The sequence below is a fragment of the Elusimicrobia bacterium HGW-Elusimicrobia-1 genome, assembly GCA_002841695.1.
GTDB lineage: Bacteria > Elusimicrobiota > Endomicrobiia > PHAN01 > PHAN01 > PHAN01.
The window spans coordinates 1-17,145 of sequence record PHAN01000009.1 but is presented as its reverse complement, the minus strand read 5'-3'; the positions used below and the strand labels follow the sequence as shown (position 1 = coordinate 17,145).

The following is a 17,145-nucleotide window of genomic DNA, read 5'->3' as shown; positions in this document are numbered from 1 at the left end:
ATGAATGAACGGGGATGTTTTTTAGTTTTTCCGCGGGGCGGGCAATTTACGCTAGCAAGATTCCTCAAATATCTTGTATTAACACCGTTAAGAAACTTGGGGATTCGCGCCGGATATTTTCACAGGAGGAATGAAAATGCGGACAGGAAGTTTTATCAACGGTAAATGGGTTCGGCCCGGGTCGGACAAAACAATAAAAAATGTGAACCCCGCAAATATCATGGATGTTATATCGGAATTCCCGGCGGCGGGAGAAAACGATATTCTCGACGCCGTTTCAGCGGCCCAAAACGCCTACAAAGCGTGGAAAGATGTGCCCGCTCCGGAAAGGGGGCGCTATCTCTTGAAAGTCGCCGAAATAGCCAAAAGAGAAGCCGAAAATATAGCCAAAGTCATGACGCGCGAGCAGGGTTCTGGTGCACAAAAAGGTGAAAGAAGAATTTATCAAGGGACTTATCGAAAAAGTCGGACGAATAAAATCCGGTTACGGGCTGGACCGAGATGTCACACTCGGTCCGTCGGTCGATAATCGCCAATGCCATGAAGTATATCGAAAATATTGAAATAGGGATGGCTCATGTCAATGAACCGACCGTCGGCGGCGAGGCGCAGCTTCCGTTCGGAGGGACTAAATCCACCAGTTACGGCGACCGCGAAATGGAAGAGGAAGGATTAAATTTTTTCACCGAAACCAAAACTGTGTTTATCAACTATTCAGGCAGTGGCCGGCGTATACTCATAAGATAGAAAATATATAAATAATGTCATTATCCGATAACAAGAACGTGCCACATTTTCCGGCTTTCACGCCGTTATCGCAGGGGCATAAAAAGATTTTTGACGATGCCTATGCCGCGCTTAATCCGGAGACATCCGAGTTTTGCTTCGGATACCTTTACTCGTGGAGAAACCCGCTTGTTCTGGGGCTGTCGCGGTTCGGCGGACATATTCTTATAAGGGGAAGGATTTCGGGCGCGGATTTTCTTTTTCCGCCGGTTCCGTCGGGAATGACCGCCGTTTCGCCTGAATCAACCGCTCGCGCGTGCGTTGACGCGCTTCTTGCCCTGAAAGGAAAAAAAATGCGGATGATCTGCGCGGCGCAGTATCTCGCCGACGCTACCCGCCGTATTGCCGGCGATGTCGCGGACATTCTGCCCCAGAGGGAATATTTCGACTATGTGTACCGGTCCCGCGATTTGGCCGATTTGGCCGGCGACCGCTATCAATCCAAGCGCAATTTCGTCAACAGGTTCAAAAAAAACCATGCTTTCGAGTATCGTCTTCTGGATGCCGCGACGGCCGGAATTTGTCTTGGGCTGCAGAAAAAATGGAAGGGGATGAAGCTTTATGACGCCCCCGAATCCATACTCGACGAGGACGCCGCTGCGCGCGAGCTTCTTGAAAACTTCGGCGCGCTGAATCTTTGCGGATGCGCGATTTTTGTCGGAGGCGAAGTCGCGGCTTTTTCGGTCGGCGAGCGGCTGAACCGCGATACTTTGGTTATGCATCTGGAAAAAGCCGACACGTCTTTTGCGGGCTCCTATCAGACAATGTCCCGCCTGTCCGCTCAAAGGGCCGTTGAGATGGGGTATACATATATTAATAAGGAAGAGGACCTCGGTCTTGCCAACCTCCGCAAGGCCAAAATGTCTTATCATCCCGCCAAGATGGTTTCCAAATACGAAATCCGCGTTAAAGAATAGGATGGAGGTAGTTATCCGTCTCCACACTTACTTGACAATACCCGCGCTTATATGATAAAATCCGGTAAAATATGGAATACACGACAAGGCGTTTTCCCGAACGCAGGTTTGAAACTGCGGTTGTTGAAAGTCGAGGAAGGAAATAATGTACCTTAGATCTCTGGAAGCCGTAGGATTCAAATCATTCGCCGAAAAAATCAAACTCGAATTCGGACCCGGCATTTCCGTAATAGTAGGCCCCAACGGCTGCGGAAAATCCAATGTTTCCGACGCCATAAAATGGGTGTTGGGAGAGCAGAGCGCCAAGTCGCTGCGCACTTCCCAAATGACCGATGTAATCTTTAACGGCACCGAGAACCGCCGTCCGGCTCTGGGTATGGCCGAAGTCAACATTACTTTTGAAAACACCGACGGAACCCTCCCCATCGATTTTACCGAAGTTACCGTAGGCCGCAAACTTTACCGCTCCGGCGACGGCGAATATTTCATCAATAAATCTCCCTGCCGTCTCAAGGACATAAGAGACCTTTTTGCCGGCACCGGCATAGGCGCCGACGGATATTCCATAGTCGAGCAAAGGAAAGTCGAGTTTATCATTGAATCCAAGCCCGAGCAGAGAAGAGAACTCATAGAAGAGGCCGCCGGAATTTCCAAATATAAATTCCGCAAAGAAGAGGCGTTAAGAAAACTTGAGCGCGTCCGGCAGGATATATCCAGAATCAACGACGTGCTCATTCTGCACGAGGAACAGGTAAGGTCGCTGGAGTCGGCGGCCCGCAAGGCCAAACAGCATCAGAAATTAAAAGACGAACTCCGCCGCGCGGAGCTTTCGCATTTATTGTCCGGAATCGACGCCTCCCGCGCCCAAAACCTGACGCTCAAAGCCGGTCTTGACCCCCTTATAGAAAAAAGAGAAAGAAACATCGCCGATTCCGGCGGGATTCTGGCCGAGACGGAAAAGATAAAATCCGAAATCGCCGAGACGGACAAAGAGATAATTTCCCGTCAGGAAGAAATATCCAAACTTTCCTCGCGGATGGAACTCGCCGATTCGCGCATATCCCAGGCCGACGACATGGCGCGTTCCGCGGCCGAAAGAATATCCTCACGCAAGGAAGAAAACGAGCGGCTCACCGCCGATTCCGTCCGCCTCGCCGGCGAGCTCCAAACGCTGCAGGCCGAACTCGAACCGCTTGAAACCGCCGCCACCGACGTAAAAGCCCGACACGAAACGGCCTCAAACGAGCATAACATCGTATCTTCGCGTCTCGACGAACTCAAAAAAGAGGAACAGGCCGCATCGTCCAAAATTTTCGCGCAGATGCCGCTGATGATGGAAACATCGTCGGAGAAAACCCGTCTTGAGTCCGATTTGGATCACGCCCAAAGCCGTCTCGACAGGGTCCGCAAGGAACTCCAGGAAGCCGAAGCCGCCGCGCGGGAAACATCAGCCGCGCTTAAAGCCAAGGAAGAGCAGAAAATATCTTTCGAGTCGGAAACCAAAGCTCTCGATGCCAAATTCTCCGAGGCCGCAGCCGCTTCAACGGCGGCATCCGAGGATCTGGCCGCTCTCAGAACGCGCGCGGCCGAGGCGTCGCAGGCCGTTTCGGTGCTCGAAGGCGAAATCGCCGCGATGCGGCGTTTCGAGGAAAGCGATCCGACATTGTCGTCGATAAAAGCCCTCAAGGCGTCGGGCGTGCGCTCCGGGGAAATAGGCGAGGCGGTCATAAATATTTTTGATGCGCCCGAACAATCGAAGGAAATAATTCTCAGGGCATTGGGCGAAAAAGCTCTTTACGTCCCTGTCCGTACGCGGGAGACGGCGCTTGAAGCCGTGGATTTCCTTAAACGCGAAGGCCTCAGCGCCCTGTCTTTCGTGGTGGAAGCCGAAATCCCCGCCGCCGCCGCGTGGGATGAATCTCTGCTTGAAGGCGCCGTTTGCGCCCGTCCGTCGGACATCAATATATTAAGGTATCTTCTGGCCGACACCCGCCATTCCGACGGCGTAATATTTTCAAAAGCCGTCGTGCGCGGCGGCGCGAAAAATCCGTCGTCCGCGGGCGATACCCTTGTGCTGGTAAAAAACCGTGTTGACAATTTGTCCGCCGAGCGTTCCAATCTGTCGGCCGTCGCCGCACGGATGGAAACCAAATCTCTGGAAGCGTCCCGCGCCGAAGACGAAAAAAACGTCCTTGAATCCGAGCTGAAAACCCGTTCCGCCCGCGTGGAATGGCTCGCCGGCGAAGCGCGCCAGATGGAGAAAATGTCCGCCGAGCGCGGTGATTTTGTAGTCACGCTGCGCGGCGAGATAGCCCTTGCGGAACGTGAAATATCCGAATCGCGCGGGCGCATAGCGGCTCTCGACGAGAAATCGCGTCAAATAAAAGCTTCCGACGAGGAATTGAAAAAAGCTCTGGCCGGTGTCGGCGCAAGAATCGCTCAGATACTCCCTGATGCCGGGCGCCGCAGATCCGAGTATGAGGCCGTCCGCGCGGAACTCTACACGCTTGAACCCAAAATCGAATCGCTGAAATCCAGAATGGAATCCGTATCCGAACAGACCCGAATGATATCATCTTCCGTCGAACAGAATATAAGGGAGATGGAATCCTGGAAAACGGAAATATCCGGACACGAAAAACTAAAAGCGTCCGAAATCGAAGCGCTCTCGACTTCCCGCGCCCAAAAAGAGACGCTCGACGTCGCGCTGTCGGGTGTTTTCGCCAAAAAAGAAGAAGCCCGGCGCCGTCTCGACGCGCTTGAAGACGAGATTCGCAAGTTCTCGTCGGAAAAAGACGAAATCAACGACGAGATACACAAACTTGAGATGGAGATAAGAACGCTTACCGTGGGAGTGGAAGCGTCGCTTTCGCGGCTCTCGGAAGAATACGAGACCAACGAGGTATCCGCCAGGCAGATGGTAACCGATTCGCTGCTGGACGCCGAAGAAATGGCGAAACTTAAGAAGCGCATCGAAATACTGGGCGCCGTCAACCTCGCCGCGCCGGAAGAATACGAGGCACTGAACAAAAAATACGAATTCATACTCGCCCAGAAAAACGACCTTGATAAGGCCAAATCCGACCTTGAAGAAATAATTCAGAAAATCAACAAGACCACCAAAGAGCAGCTCACCCAGACATTTGTCCGCGTGCGCGAAAACTTCCAAAACGTTTTTGCGAAATTGTTTGAAGGCGGACAGGGCGACCTCGTTCTTACCGACCCCGACAACATACTCGACAGCGGCGTCGAAATTATTGCGCGCCCCCCGGGCAAGACCACCAAGAGCATTTCTCTGTCGGGCGGCGAAAAGGCGCTGACGGCCGTCGCGCTGCTGTTTGCGTTTTATCTGGTCAGGCCGGCTCCGTTCTGCCTGCTGGACGAAGCCGACGCGCCTCTGGACGAAGCCAACGTCGAGCGTTTCCTGAACCTCCTGTCGACGTTTACCGACCGCTCGCAGTTTCTTATCATCACCCACAACAAGCGCACCATGCTTCGCGCCGATGTCATATACGGAATAACAATGGAGGAATTCGGCGTGTCAAAGGCCATCTCCATGAAGTTCGAGCGTGCCGCGGGCGAAGCGATTTCGGCGTGACGTCGGGCATTCGCGTGCGGACGGAGCCATCGCGGTTATGCGCTTGAAGATCGGCGGTTTCGAGTTGGAATCCCTCACATCCGACGAAATTATGGCGCGCGCCGGCGCCGTTTCGACGTCGTCGCGGCCGGTTCACCTGGTCACCTTCAACCCCCTGATGTATCTCGACGCTCTTGCCGACCCTGATTTTGCCGCGATCCTGCGCTCGGCGGATTTGCTTTTGGCCGAATCTTCGGGCATAAAGTGGGCGGCGAAGTTTTTGTATAATCTTAAGATATCGCCGCTTGCCGGAATAGACATGCTCGATGCGCTTTTTGCTTCGGACTCCTCTTTGGCGCCCTCTTCGCGCGCCGCATTTTACTTTCTGGGCGGACGGCCCGGCGTGGCCGAATCCGCCTCCCGCGCCGTTTCGGCGCGTTTCCCGCCCTTGCGCATAGCCGGTTTCCGCGATGGTTTTTTCGACGACGCCGAGTCCGCCGGCATAGCCCGCGAAATAGCCGCCTCCGGCGCTACAATCCTTCTGGCCGGTCTCGGCTCGCCGCGGCAGGAATATTGGATAGCCCGCAACAAGCATCTTCTGTCCAGCGTGCGCCTTGCCGTCGGCGTGGGAGGATCTTTCGATGTTCTTTCCGGACGACTCCGCCGCGCGCCGGCGATTTTCCGCGGTTTGGGCGCCGAATGGCTCTGGCGGCTGATGTCCGAGCCGCGACGTTTCGTCCGCATCGCAAGATTGCCTTTGTTCGTCGCGGAAATAATCAGGATGAAAATGACGCTCGTAGCTAAAACACAATGAAAAAAATTTCGCAAGTGGCAATCATAAGATGTCCCGATTACGATGCCGGCCGCGTCGCGGCCGCCGTCGAGAGGGGCTTTGACGTTCTGGGCGGGATTTCCGCGTTCTTCCGGGCCGGCGAGAGCGTGCTGCTTAAACCGAATATGCTCTCCGCCAAAAAACCCGACGTCGCCGTCACAACTCATCCGGAATTTCTGAGAGCCGTTTCGAGGGTTTTCAAAAAAATCACTACGGAAATTTCCGCCGGAGATTCTCCCGGCGGAGCCGTGTCCGGCACGGGCCGCGTGTGGAACGAAACCGGAATAGGCGCGGTATGCGAGTCGGAGAATCTCTATAAAGTCATATTTGAAAAAACCGGCTCCGTGCCGTTTGAATCGCAAAATCCCCGCAACAAAAGAATAAAAACCATCGACATCGCCAAGGCCGCGCTCGACGCGGACGCGCTCGTTTCGCTTCCCAAAATGAAAACCCACACGCTTATGCTCTTTACGGGAGCCATAAAAAATCTCTACGGATGCGTGCCGGGTTTAAGAAAAGCGCACTACCATTTTATGGCCGTGCACCCCGACGATTTCGCGGAGCTTCTGGCCGACATAACGCTGATAGTGAAGCCCCGTTTCTCCATAGTCGACGCCATTGTGTCTATGGAGGGCGAAGGTCCCTCGGCCGGCGAGCAGCGTCGCACGGGTCTTATAATCATGGGCGCCGATTCCGTGGCCGTCGACGCCGTAATGGCCGCGATAATGGGTTTCGACCCGTTGCGCGACCACACGCTCAAGGCGTGCGCCCGTCTGGGGCTGGGCACGGCGGACCTTAGCCGCATAGAGATTGTCGGCGACGGGCGCCTCGAAGATTTCATAATTGGCGATTTCAAAAAACCGTCGAACTGGAAGATCAGGATGGTGCCGCGATTCCTCGGGCCGCTGGTTAAAAAAATATTCTGGGCGAAACCGCGCATCGACGCCGATGTCTGCACCCGCTGCCGTATCTGTTACAACACCTGTCCCGCAAAGGCGATTTTTTTTGAAAAAGACCGTCTTGTCGTCGATAAATCTCTCTGTATCGAGTGTATGTGCTGCCACGAACTCTGTCCGGACAAAGCCATAGATATAGAATATTCGCGTCTGGCCGACGTTCTTACAAGGCGGAGTTCCGCGCGGCGGAAATAAATTATGCCTAAAAAAATATTCTATTACTCATTGTATATTCTTTTGCGCGTCGTGTCCGAGGCGATATTGCTGTTTCCTTTGTCCGGCGCCAGATTATTCGGCCGATGGCTCGGTATTTTCGCCTGGAGCGTTTTAAGAATTCGCAGGGAAGAAGTCATCGGAAGAGTCGCCGCGGCGTTCCCCGCGATTTCTCCGGCGGAAGCCGTTAAAATCGCCCGAGATTCCTATATTCAATTTATGGTGTCCATGTCGGAACTTGTGTATTTTCCCAATCTTTCCGTCGATGATATCAATAATCTCGTGGACATAGAAGGTCTCGGCCTGATAAAGAAACTCGCTTCCGAAAAGCGCGGCGCCGTATTCATTTCGGGACACTTCGGCAACTGGGAACTGATGGGCGCGGCTCTGAATAAGTATATCACCGTCAATTTGCTCGTCGGCAAACAGGAAAACGCTCCTGCCGACCGTATGCTGAATAATCTTCGTCTCGGCAAGGGCGTTAAAATAATTCCTCTTGAGATGGCGCTCAAAAATGTGTTGAGGGCTCTTAAATCCGGCGAGATAGTGTGTATGCTTTCCGACCAGGACGCAAGAGAACACGGCGTTTTCGTGGAGTTTTTCGGCAAGCCGGCTTCCACGCCCAAAGGCCCCGCGACGTTCGCCCTGAAGACGGGCGCTCCTCTCGTTACGGGTTTCATAATCCGCGGAGACGACGGCCGTTTCAAAATATATTTCGCCGAAGTCGAGCGTCCGCCGGAAGGCCTTCCGACGGAGGAAGCCGTTAAAATATTTACGCAAAACTACACCCGCCGTCTTGAAGATTTTGTGCGTATGAGGCCCGACCATTGGTTCTGGCTGCACAGAAGATGGAAGAGCGACCCGTCAATCCTTGACAAGATAAAGTGATTTTGATATACTGCCCGACGACAGAACGGACGCCGACGTCCTCAATACCGAAGCGGGCAAATACCGACGACGGAGTTTGAGGATTTTTCTTTTTTTAAGGAGAAAATACAATGTATACAGCCGAAGAAGTATTGAAAATCGTCAAAGAAAAAAACATCAAGTTTATCAACTTGTGGTTCGTCGACATTCTGGGCAAACTTAAATCGTTCAGCATTACGCCCAGGGAACTCGAAGGCGCAATGGCGGAAGGAATGGGTTTCGACGGCTCGTCGATAGAGGGCTTTGCCCGGATATTCGAGTCGGACCTCATAGCAAAACCCGATCCCGCCACATTCACCATTATGCCGTGGCGTCCCGAAGGCGAGGGCTCGGCCAGAATGATTTGCGACATCCTCAATCCCGACGGCACCCCGTACGAAGGCGACCCGCGTTATATACTCAAAAAAAATCTGGCGGAACTCAAAAAACAGGGATTCGGCTATTTTGTGGGACCGGAGCTTGAATACTTCTATTTCAAATCCGACAATGCCCCCGAAATTATCGACGAGGGCGGTTACTTCGACACGGTGCCCCTGGACGTGGCGCGCGATTTGAGGCGCGAGACGATACTGATACTTGAAAAAATGGGCATCAAAGTGGAGTATTCGCACCACGAAGTGGCTCCGTCGCAGCACGAAATTGATTTGCGTTACGACGAGGCGCTCAAAATGGCTGACACGGTAATGACATATAAAGTCGTGGTAAAACAGGTGGCCTACTCAAAAGGCCTCTACGCGTCTTTTATGCCCAAGCCGCTTGCGTCCGTCAACGGTTCAGGAATGCACACGCATATGTCCCTGTTTTCCGGGGAAAGAAACGCGTTCTACGAGGCGAAGGACAAATATCATCTCTCCGAGATGGCAAAGCATTTCATCGCGGGCGTGCTTAAACACGTTCCGGAGATGTGCATAGTCACCAATCAGTGGGTCAATTCCTACAAACGGCTTGTTCCCGGATTCGAGGCGCCGGCTTATATTTCCTGGGCGCGCAGAAACCGCTCGGCGCTGGTGCGCGTTCCGATGTACAAGCCCGGCAAGGAAATGGCCACCAGGATTGAACTTCGTTTCCCCGATCCGGCCTGCAATCCGTATCTGTCGTTTGCGATAATGCTTGCCGCCGGTCTTGAAGGCGTCCGTAACAAATACCCGATGCCCGAACCCATCGAAAAAGATATTTTCCATCTTACCGAGGATGAAAGGGAAAAAGAGGGAATAAAAACCCTTCCGGGTTCGCTCATAGAGGCAATCGAGGCCGCCGAAAAATCGGAACTGCTCAAAAAAACTCTGGGCGATCACGTGTTCGGCAAACTCATAGAAAACAAAAAGATAGAGTGGGATATGTACCGCACTCAGGTCACCGAGTACGAGATTAAAAAATATCTCGCGGTGCTTTGATGCTTCGCGGTTGATATTAAATACGAATAAGAGGGGCGGGCGCGATGCTCGCCTCTTTTGTTTTCATAGGCGCCATATGAAAAATCCTGCCGCCCCCGCCCGTCCGGTTTTTTCTTACAGGGGAAAAACCAAGGACGTCGCGGCATTTGCAAGCCGCGGACGACGCTTTCTTCTTTTGAGATTCAAGGATAATCTGCTGGGACGTGCGGGCCGGCCCGATTCCGGCGGAAACGAAGTGGTCGGCACGCGCGCCGGCAAAGGCGCGGCTTCCGCCGCGATGTGCGAATATTTTTTTAAGAAATTCGAAGCGGGCGGGATTCCGACGCATTTTCGAGGGAGGCCGTCGCGGACGGACGTTGTCGTCGAAAAAACGCGGCGAATCGGCGTCGAGTTTATTTGCCGCAACCGCGCGTGGGGCAGTTATCTGTCGCGCGGAGCAAAAAGACGGGTCAGGGCGCTTGAGGCGTTCGGACGTCCGGTTGTTGAATACACGCTTAAATCCGATATGCTCGACGACCCTCTTCTTGATTCAAAACAGATTCTGAGTCACGCAACTTCCCGCGAACTCGCCGCGATACGCTCCGCGATGCTTAAAATGAATCGCGTCGCCCGCGCTCCGTGCCGTCGGGCCGGAATAGAACTTGTGGATTTTAAGGCGGAATTCGGCAGACGGTTCGGCGGCAAATCGTCGTCGCGCGCGCCTTCCCGACTTCTTCTGATAGACGATTTTTCCTGCGATACCGCGAGGTTTTTTAAGGGGCGGCGTCTGCTCTGTCATTTTGAAGTTTGCAAGGCGCTGGGCATTCCTTTGGCCAAGTCCGGATAATTGTGATATAATTCGGACAATGACTTTATTTTGGTTGTTAAAAATTTCCTTTCTCCGTTCGTCGTTCCCGAATGTTTTTATCGGGAATCCATTATTTTATCTGGATTCCCGCTTTCGCGGGAATGACAGAATCTGAGAGTTTGGAATTCCGCAAGTATGAAAAAACGCATATATTTCGACAATAACGCAACCACTTTCGCCATTCCCGAAGTCATAGAACTTATGGCCGTCACCGCCCGCACGCTGTGCGGTAATCCGTCGAGCGTGCACTCCGCGGGGCAGGAAGCCAAAGCCGCTCTTGAAGAATCGCGGGAAAAAATCGCGAGTCTTCTGGGCGCCGCTAAGTCGTCCGAAATCGTCTTTACCGCCTCCGGAACCGAATCCGATAATACCGCCATAAAAGGCGCGGCGTTTGCCAATCGCTCGCGCGGAAATCACATAATAACCACGCTCGTCGAGCATCACGCAGTGTTAAATACCTGCGAGTATCTGTCCCGCGAGCACGGATTTGAAATTACGTATTTGCCTGTGGACACGCACGGACTCGTTGACCCCGCAGATGTGGAAAAATCATTGCGCGACACTACCGTGATGGTGAGCGTTATGCACGCCAATAACGAGATAGGAACCATAGAGCCCGTCGAAGAAATCGGCCGGTTGCTCAAAAACGCAAACCGCCGCCGCGAGGCCGCATCCAAGCCGCGGGCGCTCTATCACGTCGACGCCGTGCAATCGGCGGGAAAAATCGACATAAACGTCCAAAAAATGGGAGTCGATTTTTTAAGCGTTTCGGCGCATAAATTTTACGGCCCCAAAGGCGTCGGATGTCTATACGCTTCCTCGGGCGCGGATTTCCATCCGCTTCTGCACGGAGGCCATCACGAAGGCAATCGCCGCGCGTCGACGGAGAACGTGGCCGGAGCCGTCGCAATGGCGCGGGCGCTTGAACTCGGCGTTGCCTCGGCGGCCCAAGACGGCGCGAAAATTCTTTCGCTGCGGCAAAAACTCGAAAGCGGCATACTCTCGGCCATATCCGACGTTCGAGTCAATGGACATCCCTCGGAGCGGCTGGCCGGCACGCTGAACGCGGCCTTCGATTATCTGGACGGCGAGTCGCTGGTCGTGGCTCTCGATATGGAAGGCGTTTGCGTTTCCACGGGCTCGGCCTGCGCCTCCGGCTCGACGGACCCCAGTCACGTTATTACGGCCATCGGCTGTCCGCCGGCTCTGGCGCGCGGATCCATAAGATTTTCGCTGGGAAAGTTTAACACCGAGCGGGAAGTCGACAATGTTCTGGCCATACTCCCGCCGGCGGTGAAAAAACTCCGGGCCATCTCGCCTCTGTACAAATCAAAATGAAATCATCTTCAAGAGCGCCCGCGTCCGTCGGGAAAACATCCCGCCTGAGCGGCCGCTGTCTCTACGGCGTCGCCGTGGCCGCGGTTTTTGCGGCCGCGCTTGGGGCAAGAGTATGGAATCTCGACGGCATCCCGCCGGGATTTTATCTCGACGAGGGCGTTTATGGCTTGTGCGCGTCGGACATCGTCGACGGGAGCGACCGCCCCGCTTATTTCAACCGGCTTTGGGGCGTCGACGCGATGTACGCGTATCTTGCGGCTGTGAGTTTCAAAATCTTCGGCGCGTCCGTATTTTCCCTGCGGCTTGTGGCGGGTTTGGCCGGAGCATTGACGGTCGCGGGGATATTTCTTCTGACGTTTGAGATTTTCAGGCGGCCGCGCCCGCCGTCTGAAGTCCGTCCGCCCGAGTCCGTCGACGATTTTGCGCGTTTTGCGGCGTTTGTCGCCGCGTTTGTCGCGGCTTTCTGTCGATGGCATATCAATTTTAGCCGCATCGCCTTCCAGGGGATATTGCTTCCGGCGGTATCGGTTTTTGCTTTCTACTTTTTATTCAGGGCTTTCCGGACGCGCGCGCAACGGGATTTTGCCCTGTCGGGACTTTTTCTGGGCTTGGGATTTTATACTTATTTGCCGGCCCGACTCGTTCCGGTTGCGGCGGTTTTGGCGTTTCTGATTCGTTGGCGGCGACAGGCGGTTGCCGGCGGAAAAACCGGCGCGGAATACATTTCGCGCGGCGCGGCGACGGCGTTTGCGGCTATGGCGATGGCGAGCGCGCCGCTCTGGATTCACTTTATACATCACCCTGAGTTTTTTGCGGCGCGAGCCCGCGAGGTTTTGGACACGGGATCTGCGGCGGCAAATCTTGTCAAAGTCGCTCTTATGTTCGGTGTGGAGGGCGACGCCAATCCCCGTCACAATATCCCGGGATATCCTATGTTTTCGCTGCCGCTGTTCGCGCTTTTCGCGGGCGGTTTTTTTCTTGCCGTAAAAAATATGATTATCGGCCCGCCCTGCGGCAAAAACTTCGGGCCAAGTTTTGAGCACGGGAATCCGGGCGGATTTCTTATCGGCTGGGCGGCTATCATGGGTATTCCGTCGATATTTTCGTCGGAAGCGCCCCACGCTTTAAGAACCATAGGGCTTCAGCCGCCGGTTTTTATTCTCTGTGGATACTTTGCGGCTGCGGTTTACCGCGGATGGCCGCGTAAAAAGTCGGCGAAATATTTAGTTGCGGCTTTTCTGGTTTTTTTGGCTTTCGGCGAGTTGAGAAATTATTTTTCTGTCTGGGCGGACTCCGCCGTAACGCGCCAGGCTTTCGGTTCGTGGCAGATAGAAGCGCTAAAAAACGCGGGCGGTTTCACGGCCTCGGGAGACGTCGCGGCGCCCATGAGTTTTTATACGAATCCGGCCGTGACATTTCTTGCCGAAACCGTGTGGAAATCACGTTTCGGATGTTATGTTTCTTCGGCGGATTTTGAGTTTTTGTCTCCTCCTCGGAAGGATATGATTTATATGATGTCGCGGATGTCTGCGGCCGACGCCGCCGTCGAGAAAGCGTTCCTGAAAATATATCCGCGCGCGTTTGCGCTCGGCGAAATCAGCTCCGGCGGCGCGCCGATATTCGTTTACTATCGCGTAGCGGCGAAAGACGTCCGCTTGTCGGCGACCTCGCCGATTTCAGGACAAATCGCCGCCGAAATGAACGGAGCTCTTGCGGCCGTGCGCGCCGCGTGCGAAGCCGCGCCGTGGCTTGCGGGGCAGCTGGGGCGCTGTGACAGCGTGTCGCCGTCGAGGCGGGCGGGGAATTACCGGCGATGAAAAAAAATATAAAGGTTCTGGCGGCGATGTCGGGCGGAGTAGACAGTTCCGTCGCCGCCCTGCTGGCTCAAAAAGCCGGATACGAAGTGGTCGGCGCCACAATGCGGCTCTGGAGCGCCTCCGACGACAAACATCGCTCCGGCTGCTGTTCTCTCGACGACGTTTCCGACGCCGCGGCGGTTTGCCGCAGGTTGGGCATACGCCACTACGTCTTCAACTTCTCCGATGTCTTCAAGCGCGAAGTCGCGGATTATTTCGTCGCCGAATATCTGGCGGGACGGACTCCCAATCCGTGCGTGGTCTGCAACGAAACCATAAAGTTCGGCGCCCTCGTCGACAAGGCCGTTTCGCTCGGATTTGATTATCTTGCCACGGGGCACTACGCGCGGACATCCTTCGCCGGACGCGGAAAAAACAAAACATTACTTTTGACAAAGGCCGCCGACCCTTCCCGCGACCAGACGTATTTTCTGTGGCGGGTGCTTCCGATGCGGCTGGCTTCCGCGATGTTTCCGATAGGCGGGCTCAAAAAATCCGCCGTACGCCGCATAGCCCTCGACGCGGGTCTGAGCGTCGCCGAAAAAAAAGAAAGCCGCGACGCGTGTTTCGCGGGCGGCGATTACAAGAAATTTTTGGCAGGCGTATGCCGGAGCGGGTTTCCGTCGGGAGAAAAGTCCGCCTCGGCGGCGGGAGACATCGTCGATGAAAGCGGCAAAGTCCTGGGACGTCACGAAGGGATATTCAGATTTACCGTCGGACAGCGTTCCGGCGCAGGCGTGGCGGCCAAAGAGCGGTTGTATGTACTGAATATCGACCCTTCGTCGAGGCGCGTTACGGTGGGGCCGCGCCCAAGCGCGCTCTCGAAGACGTTTGCCGTCGGCGACTGGCTGCTGCACGCGCCCGGCGAAAAACTTCCCGCTGAATACGGGGTGAAAATCCGCTATCTCTCCGCAGAAATGAAAGGCCGCGTGACCCGCATAGGGGATAAACTGAAAATAGAATTGGAAACACCCGCGTTCGGAGTGACACCCGGCCAGTCGGCGGTATTTTACAAGGGAGATAAAATCATCGGCGGTGGAATTATAAAAGCAGTGGTTAGTGGTTAGTGATTAGTGGTTAGTAAAAGCAAAAAAGCAGTGGCGAATGGCTGGTGATTGGGGCACAGCAGAAAAATACTAATCACTAACCACTAATCACTTACTTTTCGCCGCCGCCTCGACGGCAAACCTTCGGTACTCCTCGTTCGACGGCTCTATGGATGCCGCCCGCCCGAATGCCTTCGCCGCTTCGCGCCATCTGCTTCTCTTCCACTCCAAAGCGCCCAAATTGTAGTGCGCCCTCGCGTTCGACGGCTCGACTATTGCGGCCTCCCGATAAAATATTTCCGCCTCGTCGAGCCGTCCGAATTTCTCGGATATCACGCCCAGATTCAGCCGCGCGTCGGCGTCCCGCGGATAAAACCGCAAAAGTTTTCCGAAAGTATCGGCCGCCGCGGAGTAATCGCCCCGCTCAAAATAAAAGTATCCCAGACGGTGGTACGCGCCCGGGTTGTCGAGCCAAAAAGCCGTTTTGAAGTTTCTTGCCGCCCGTTTGGCGTCGCCCGCCGCCGCGTAATAATCTCCTAAAATCAAAAAGTGACTCGCATAAATTCCCTCGCTGCGGATTTCTTTTTCAGGAGGCCGCAGGACGAAAATCTCGTCGGGAAATACCGCCGGAATTTTTTCGCCCCGCGAAATATGCAGAAGTCCGCGCGGCGTTTTAGGCGTGACGGTCTGCGCCGGCAGGAATGTGGCGTAAACAACCCGCCTGCCGCCTGCGGAAGCGTTTTCTATCAGAGCCGATTCGATTTTATTTCTGAGCGCAAGACGCCCCGCGCCCCATATTTTATAGTAATCGACGCCATAAACGCTTTTGGAAACACCCGCGTTTGCGTCGAGAAAATCGATGTCGGGACGTTTTCCCGCGATTCGCAAAAGATAACTCACGCAAAATTCCATTTCATCCGCGCGGTCGAATATGACCAGAGAATCCGGCGGAGTGTTTTTAAGCAGGTTGCAGGCGTAATCGTAGAAGGTAAAATGATATCTTGACGAGTTTTTTACGGCCGACCCGTTTACCGCCGCCGCCGTCAGAATAATCCCCGCCGCGGCGATGACGCGCGCGTCTTTGAGGCGCGCCAGCGCTATTGCGATATAAGTGCACCACGCTATTCCCGCAAGGTAAAGAAATCTCGACAGCAGCGCCGACGAGTTTCTGTCCACGCCCACGTTTGCGGCCGCCAGAAAGGCCGGCCCCGCTCCGATAAAAAGAAGAAAAAGAAATATTCCGCCGCCCGCGGTTTTTTTATCTTTTCCGTCGGACGTTTTATTTTTTTTGACGATGAAACTTAAAAGCAGTCCCGCGCAGCCGGTCAGAAATCCGGCAGGCGAAAAAGACGAGATGAGTTCAGAGACGAGAAATCGGAGTTTCGGAATCCACGGCGAAATGTCGAGCAAATTCATTTCGCCCTGCGCCAGCTTGGCCGCGCCGTATCTGGAACGCAAAACCACGTCGAGAAACCGCGCCGCCGTGGACGGGTCCTCCCACGAGTATACGGCTCCCGCGGCGGCTCTTACGGGTATCAATAGCAAAGGAGTCATTCCGAGCGCGCCGAAAAACGCGTATGATGCTATGTCCCTCGTGGCAACCCGCTTTTCCTTCCACGCGAAATAAAAAATCGCGGGCAGCCAGAACGCCGCTATATAATGCGACACGAAAGACAATCCCCATACGAAAAACGCCAGCCGGAGTTTTTTGCCCGCTTCCATCCCCGACGACAGAGCCCACAGCATCGCCGCCGAGAAAAAAATCGACAGCCCGTAAACTTCCGTAACCGTTGCTGTTCCGTAAAAAAGCGCGGATGCTCCCAGCGCAAGCGCGGCCCAGAATCCCGCCGCCGAGGAACCCGATACCGCCGCAAAAAAGAAAAAAGCAGCAGTCACACCCGCCGCCGATGAAATCGCCGACACAAGATTCGCTCTGTAAGCCGGATTTGCGAGAGGCAACAGCGTCTTGGCCGCCCCGCCCGTCAGAGAATAAACGGGATAGCCCGGAGAGTGAGCCACGCCCAGCGTATGGGCGACCCCCGCGAGTTCTCCGGAATCGTCCGATGTTATCGTCGGCGATAACCCCCGAACATAGAGGGCGGTAACCGCAAGAAAAACCGCCGCCGAAGCGACTATTTTATTCATATTACGAGTATTTTATCAAAAAACCGGCGGGCGGCGGTCTTGTTTCGATGCCTCTTAATAAAAACTTGACTTCAGCGGTAAATTTGTGTATATGCTAAAGTGTGGATCAAACAGCATAGCAGGGGGTAATATGGCGCCGATTTCCCTTTGTAAGTCGTTCCTTTCGACGGTTGTTTTGATATTTTTGGTGAATGTCTCTTTTGCCTCCGTCCCCCGCCTGATGAACCTTCAAGGCCGCCTCACCGACAAAAACGGCATACCTCTAAGCGGCGCATACGAAGTAAAGTTTTCCGTCTGGAATTCCGCCTTGG

The 17,145-nt window shown here is 54.4% G+C and carries 14 protein-coding genes; 13 read left to right on the top strand and 1 reads right to left on the bottom strand.

Features of this window, described 5'->3' with window-relative positions:
- Nucleotides 1–130: 130 nt before the first annotated feature.
- The 12 genes from CVU77_06030 (at nucleotide 131) to CVU77_05975 (ending at nucleotide 14,710) form a co-directional block, all read left to right on the top strand.
- On the top strand, nucleotides 131–529 hold the full coding sequence (locus CVU77_06030; protein ID PKN01238.1) for a hypothetical protein: 399 nt from the start codon (nucleotides 131–133) through the stop codon (nucleotides 527–529).
- A complete protein-coding gene (locus tag CVU77_06025) occupies nucleotides 502–747 on the top strand; it encodes a hypothetical protein (protein PKN01237.1) in 246 nt (81 codons plus the stop codon). The genes CVU77_06030 and CVU77_06025 overlap by 28 nt, the downstream gene beginning before the upstream one ends.
- A gap of 14 nt (nucleotides 748–761) precedes the next feature.
- Complete coding sequence (locus CVU77_06020; protein PKN01236.1) at nucleotides 762–1,703, top strand: hypothetical protein; 942 nt, start codon at nucleotides 762–764, stop codon at nucleotides 1,701–1,703.
- Nucleotides 1,704–1,848: 145 nt separating this feature from the next.
- Nucleotides 1,849–5,301 (top strand): hypothetical protein, encoded by a 3,453-nt coding sequence (locus tag CVU77_06015; GenBank protein ID PKN01235.1) that lies wholly within the window; start codon nucleotides 1,849–1,851, stop codon nucleotides 5,299–5,301.
- A gap of 37 nt (nucleotides 5,302–5,338) precedes the next feature.
- Nucleotides 5,339–6,094 (top strand): glycosyltransferase, encoded by a 756-nt coding sequence (locus tag CVU77_06010; GenBank protein PKN01234.1) that lies wholly within the window; start codon nucleotides 5,339–5,341, stop codon nucleotides 6,092–6,094.
- The gene (locus CVU77_06005) at nucleotides 6,091–7,263 is read left to right on the top strand and encodes a hypothetical protein (GenBank protein ID PKN01233.1); all 1,173 of its coding nucleotides are present in this window, start codon (nucleotides 6,091–6,093) and stop codon (nucleotides 7,261–7,263) included. Before CVU77_06010 ends, CVU77_06005 begins: the two co-directional genes overlap by 4 nt.
- Before the next feature lie 3 nt (nucleotides 7,264–7,266).
- On the top strand, nucleotides 7,267–8,169 hold the full coding sequence (locus CVU77_06000) for a hypothetical protein (GenBank protein ID PKN01232.1): 903 nt from the start codon (nucleotides 7,267–7,269) through the stop codon (nucleotides 8,167–8,169).
- 110 nt (nucleotides 8,170–8,279) lie between these two features.
- A complete protein-coding gene (locus tag CVU77_05995; GenBank protein PKN01231.1) occupies nucleotides 8,280–9,602 on the top strand; it encodes a glutamine synthetase in 1,323 nt (440 codons plus the stop codon).
- Nucleotides 9,603–9,678: 76 nt separating this feature from the next.
- On the top strand, nucleotides 9,679–10,428 hold the full coding sequence (locus tag CVU77_05990; GenBank protein PKN01230.1) for a phosphoribosylaminoimidazolesuccinocarboxamide synthase: 750 nt from the start codon (nucleotides 9,679–9,681) through the stop codon (nucleotides 10,426–10,428).
- A gap of 156 nt (nucleotides 10,429–10,584) precedes the next feature.
- A complete protein-coding gene (locus CVU77_05985) occupies nucleotides 10,585–11,787 on the top strand; it encodes a cysteine desulfurase NifS (GenBank protein PKN01229.1) in 1,203 nt (400 codons plus the stop codon).
- On the top strand, nucleotides 11,784–13,604 hold the full coding sequence (locus tag CVU77_05980; protein ID PKN01228.1) for a hypothetical protein: 1,821 nt from the start codon (nucleotides 11,784–11,786) through the stop codon (nucleotides 13,602–13,604). The genes CVU77_05985 and CVU77_05980 overlap by 4 nt, the downstream gene beginning before the upstream one ends.
- Nucleotides 13,601–14,710, top strand: a complete 1,110-nt coding sequence (locus CVU77_05975; GenBank protein PKN01227.1) for a tRNA 2-thiouridine(34) synthase MnmA — start codon at nucleotides 13,601–13,603, stop codon at nucleotides 14,708–14,710. Before CVU77_05980 ends, CVU77_05975 begins: the two co-directional genes overlap by 4 nt.
- Nucleotides 14,711–14,797: 87 nt before the next feature.
- Here CVU77_05975 and CVU77_05970 read toward each other — a convergent pair whose 3' ends face one another.
- Nucleotides 14,798–16,834 carry a hypothetical protein gene (locus CVU77_05970; GenBank protein ID PKN01226.1) on the bottom strand — a complete coding sequence of 679 codons (2,037 nt, stop codon included), beginning with the start codon at nucleotides 16,832–16,834 and terminating at the stop codon, nucleotides 14,798–14,800.
- A 130-nt stretch (nucleotides 16,835–16,964) separates the two neighbouring features.
- Here CVU77_05970 and CVU77_05965 point away from each other — a divergent pair.
- Nucleotides 16,965–17,145 (top strand): hypothetical protein (locus CVU77_05965; protein ID PKN01225.1); only part of this gene is annotated, 181 nt, incomplete at its 3' end.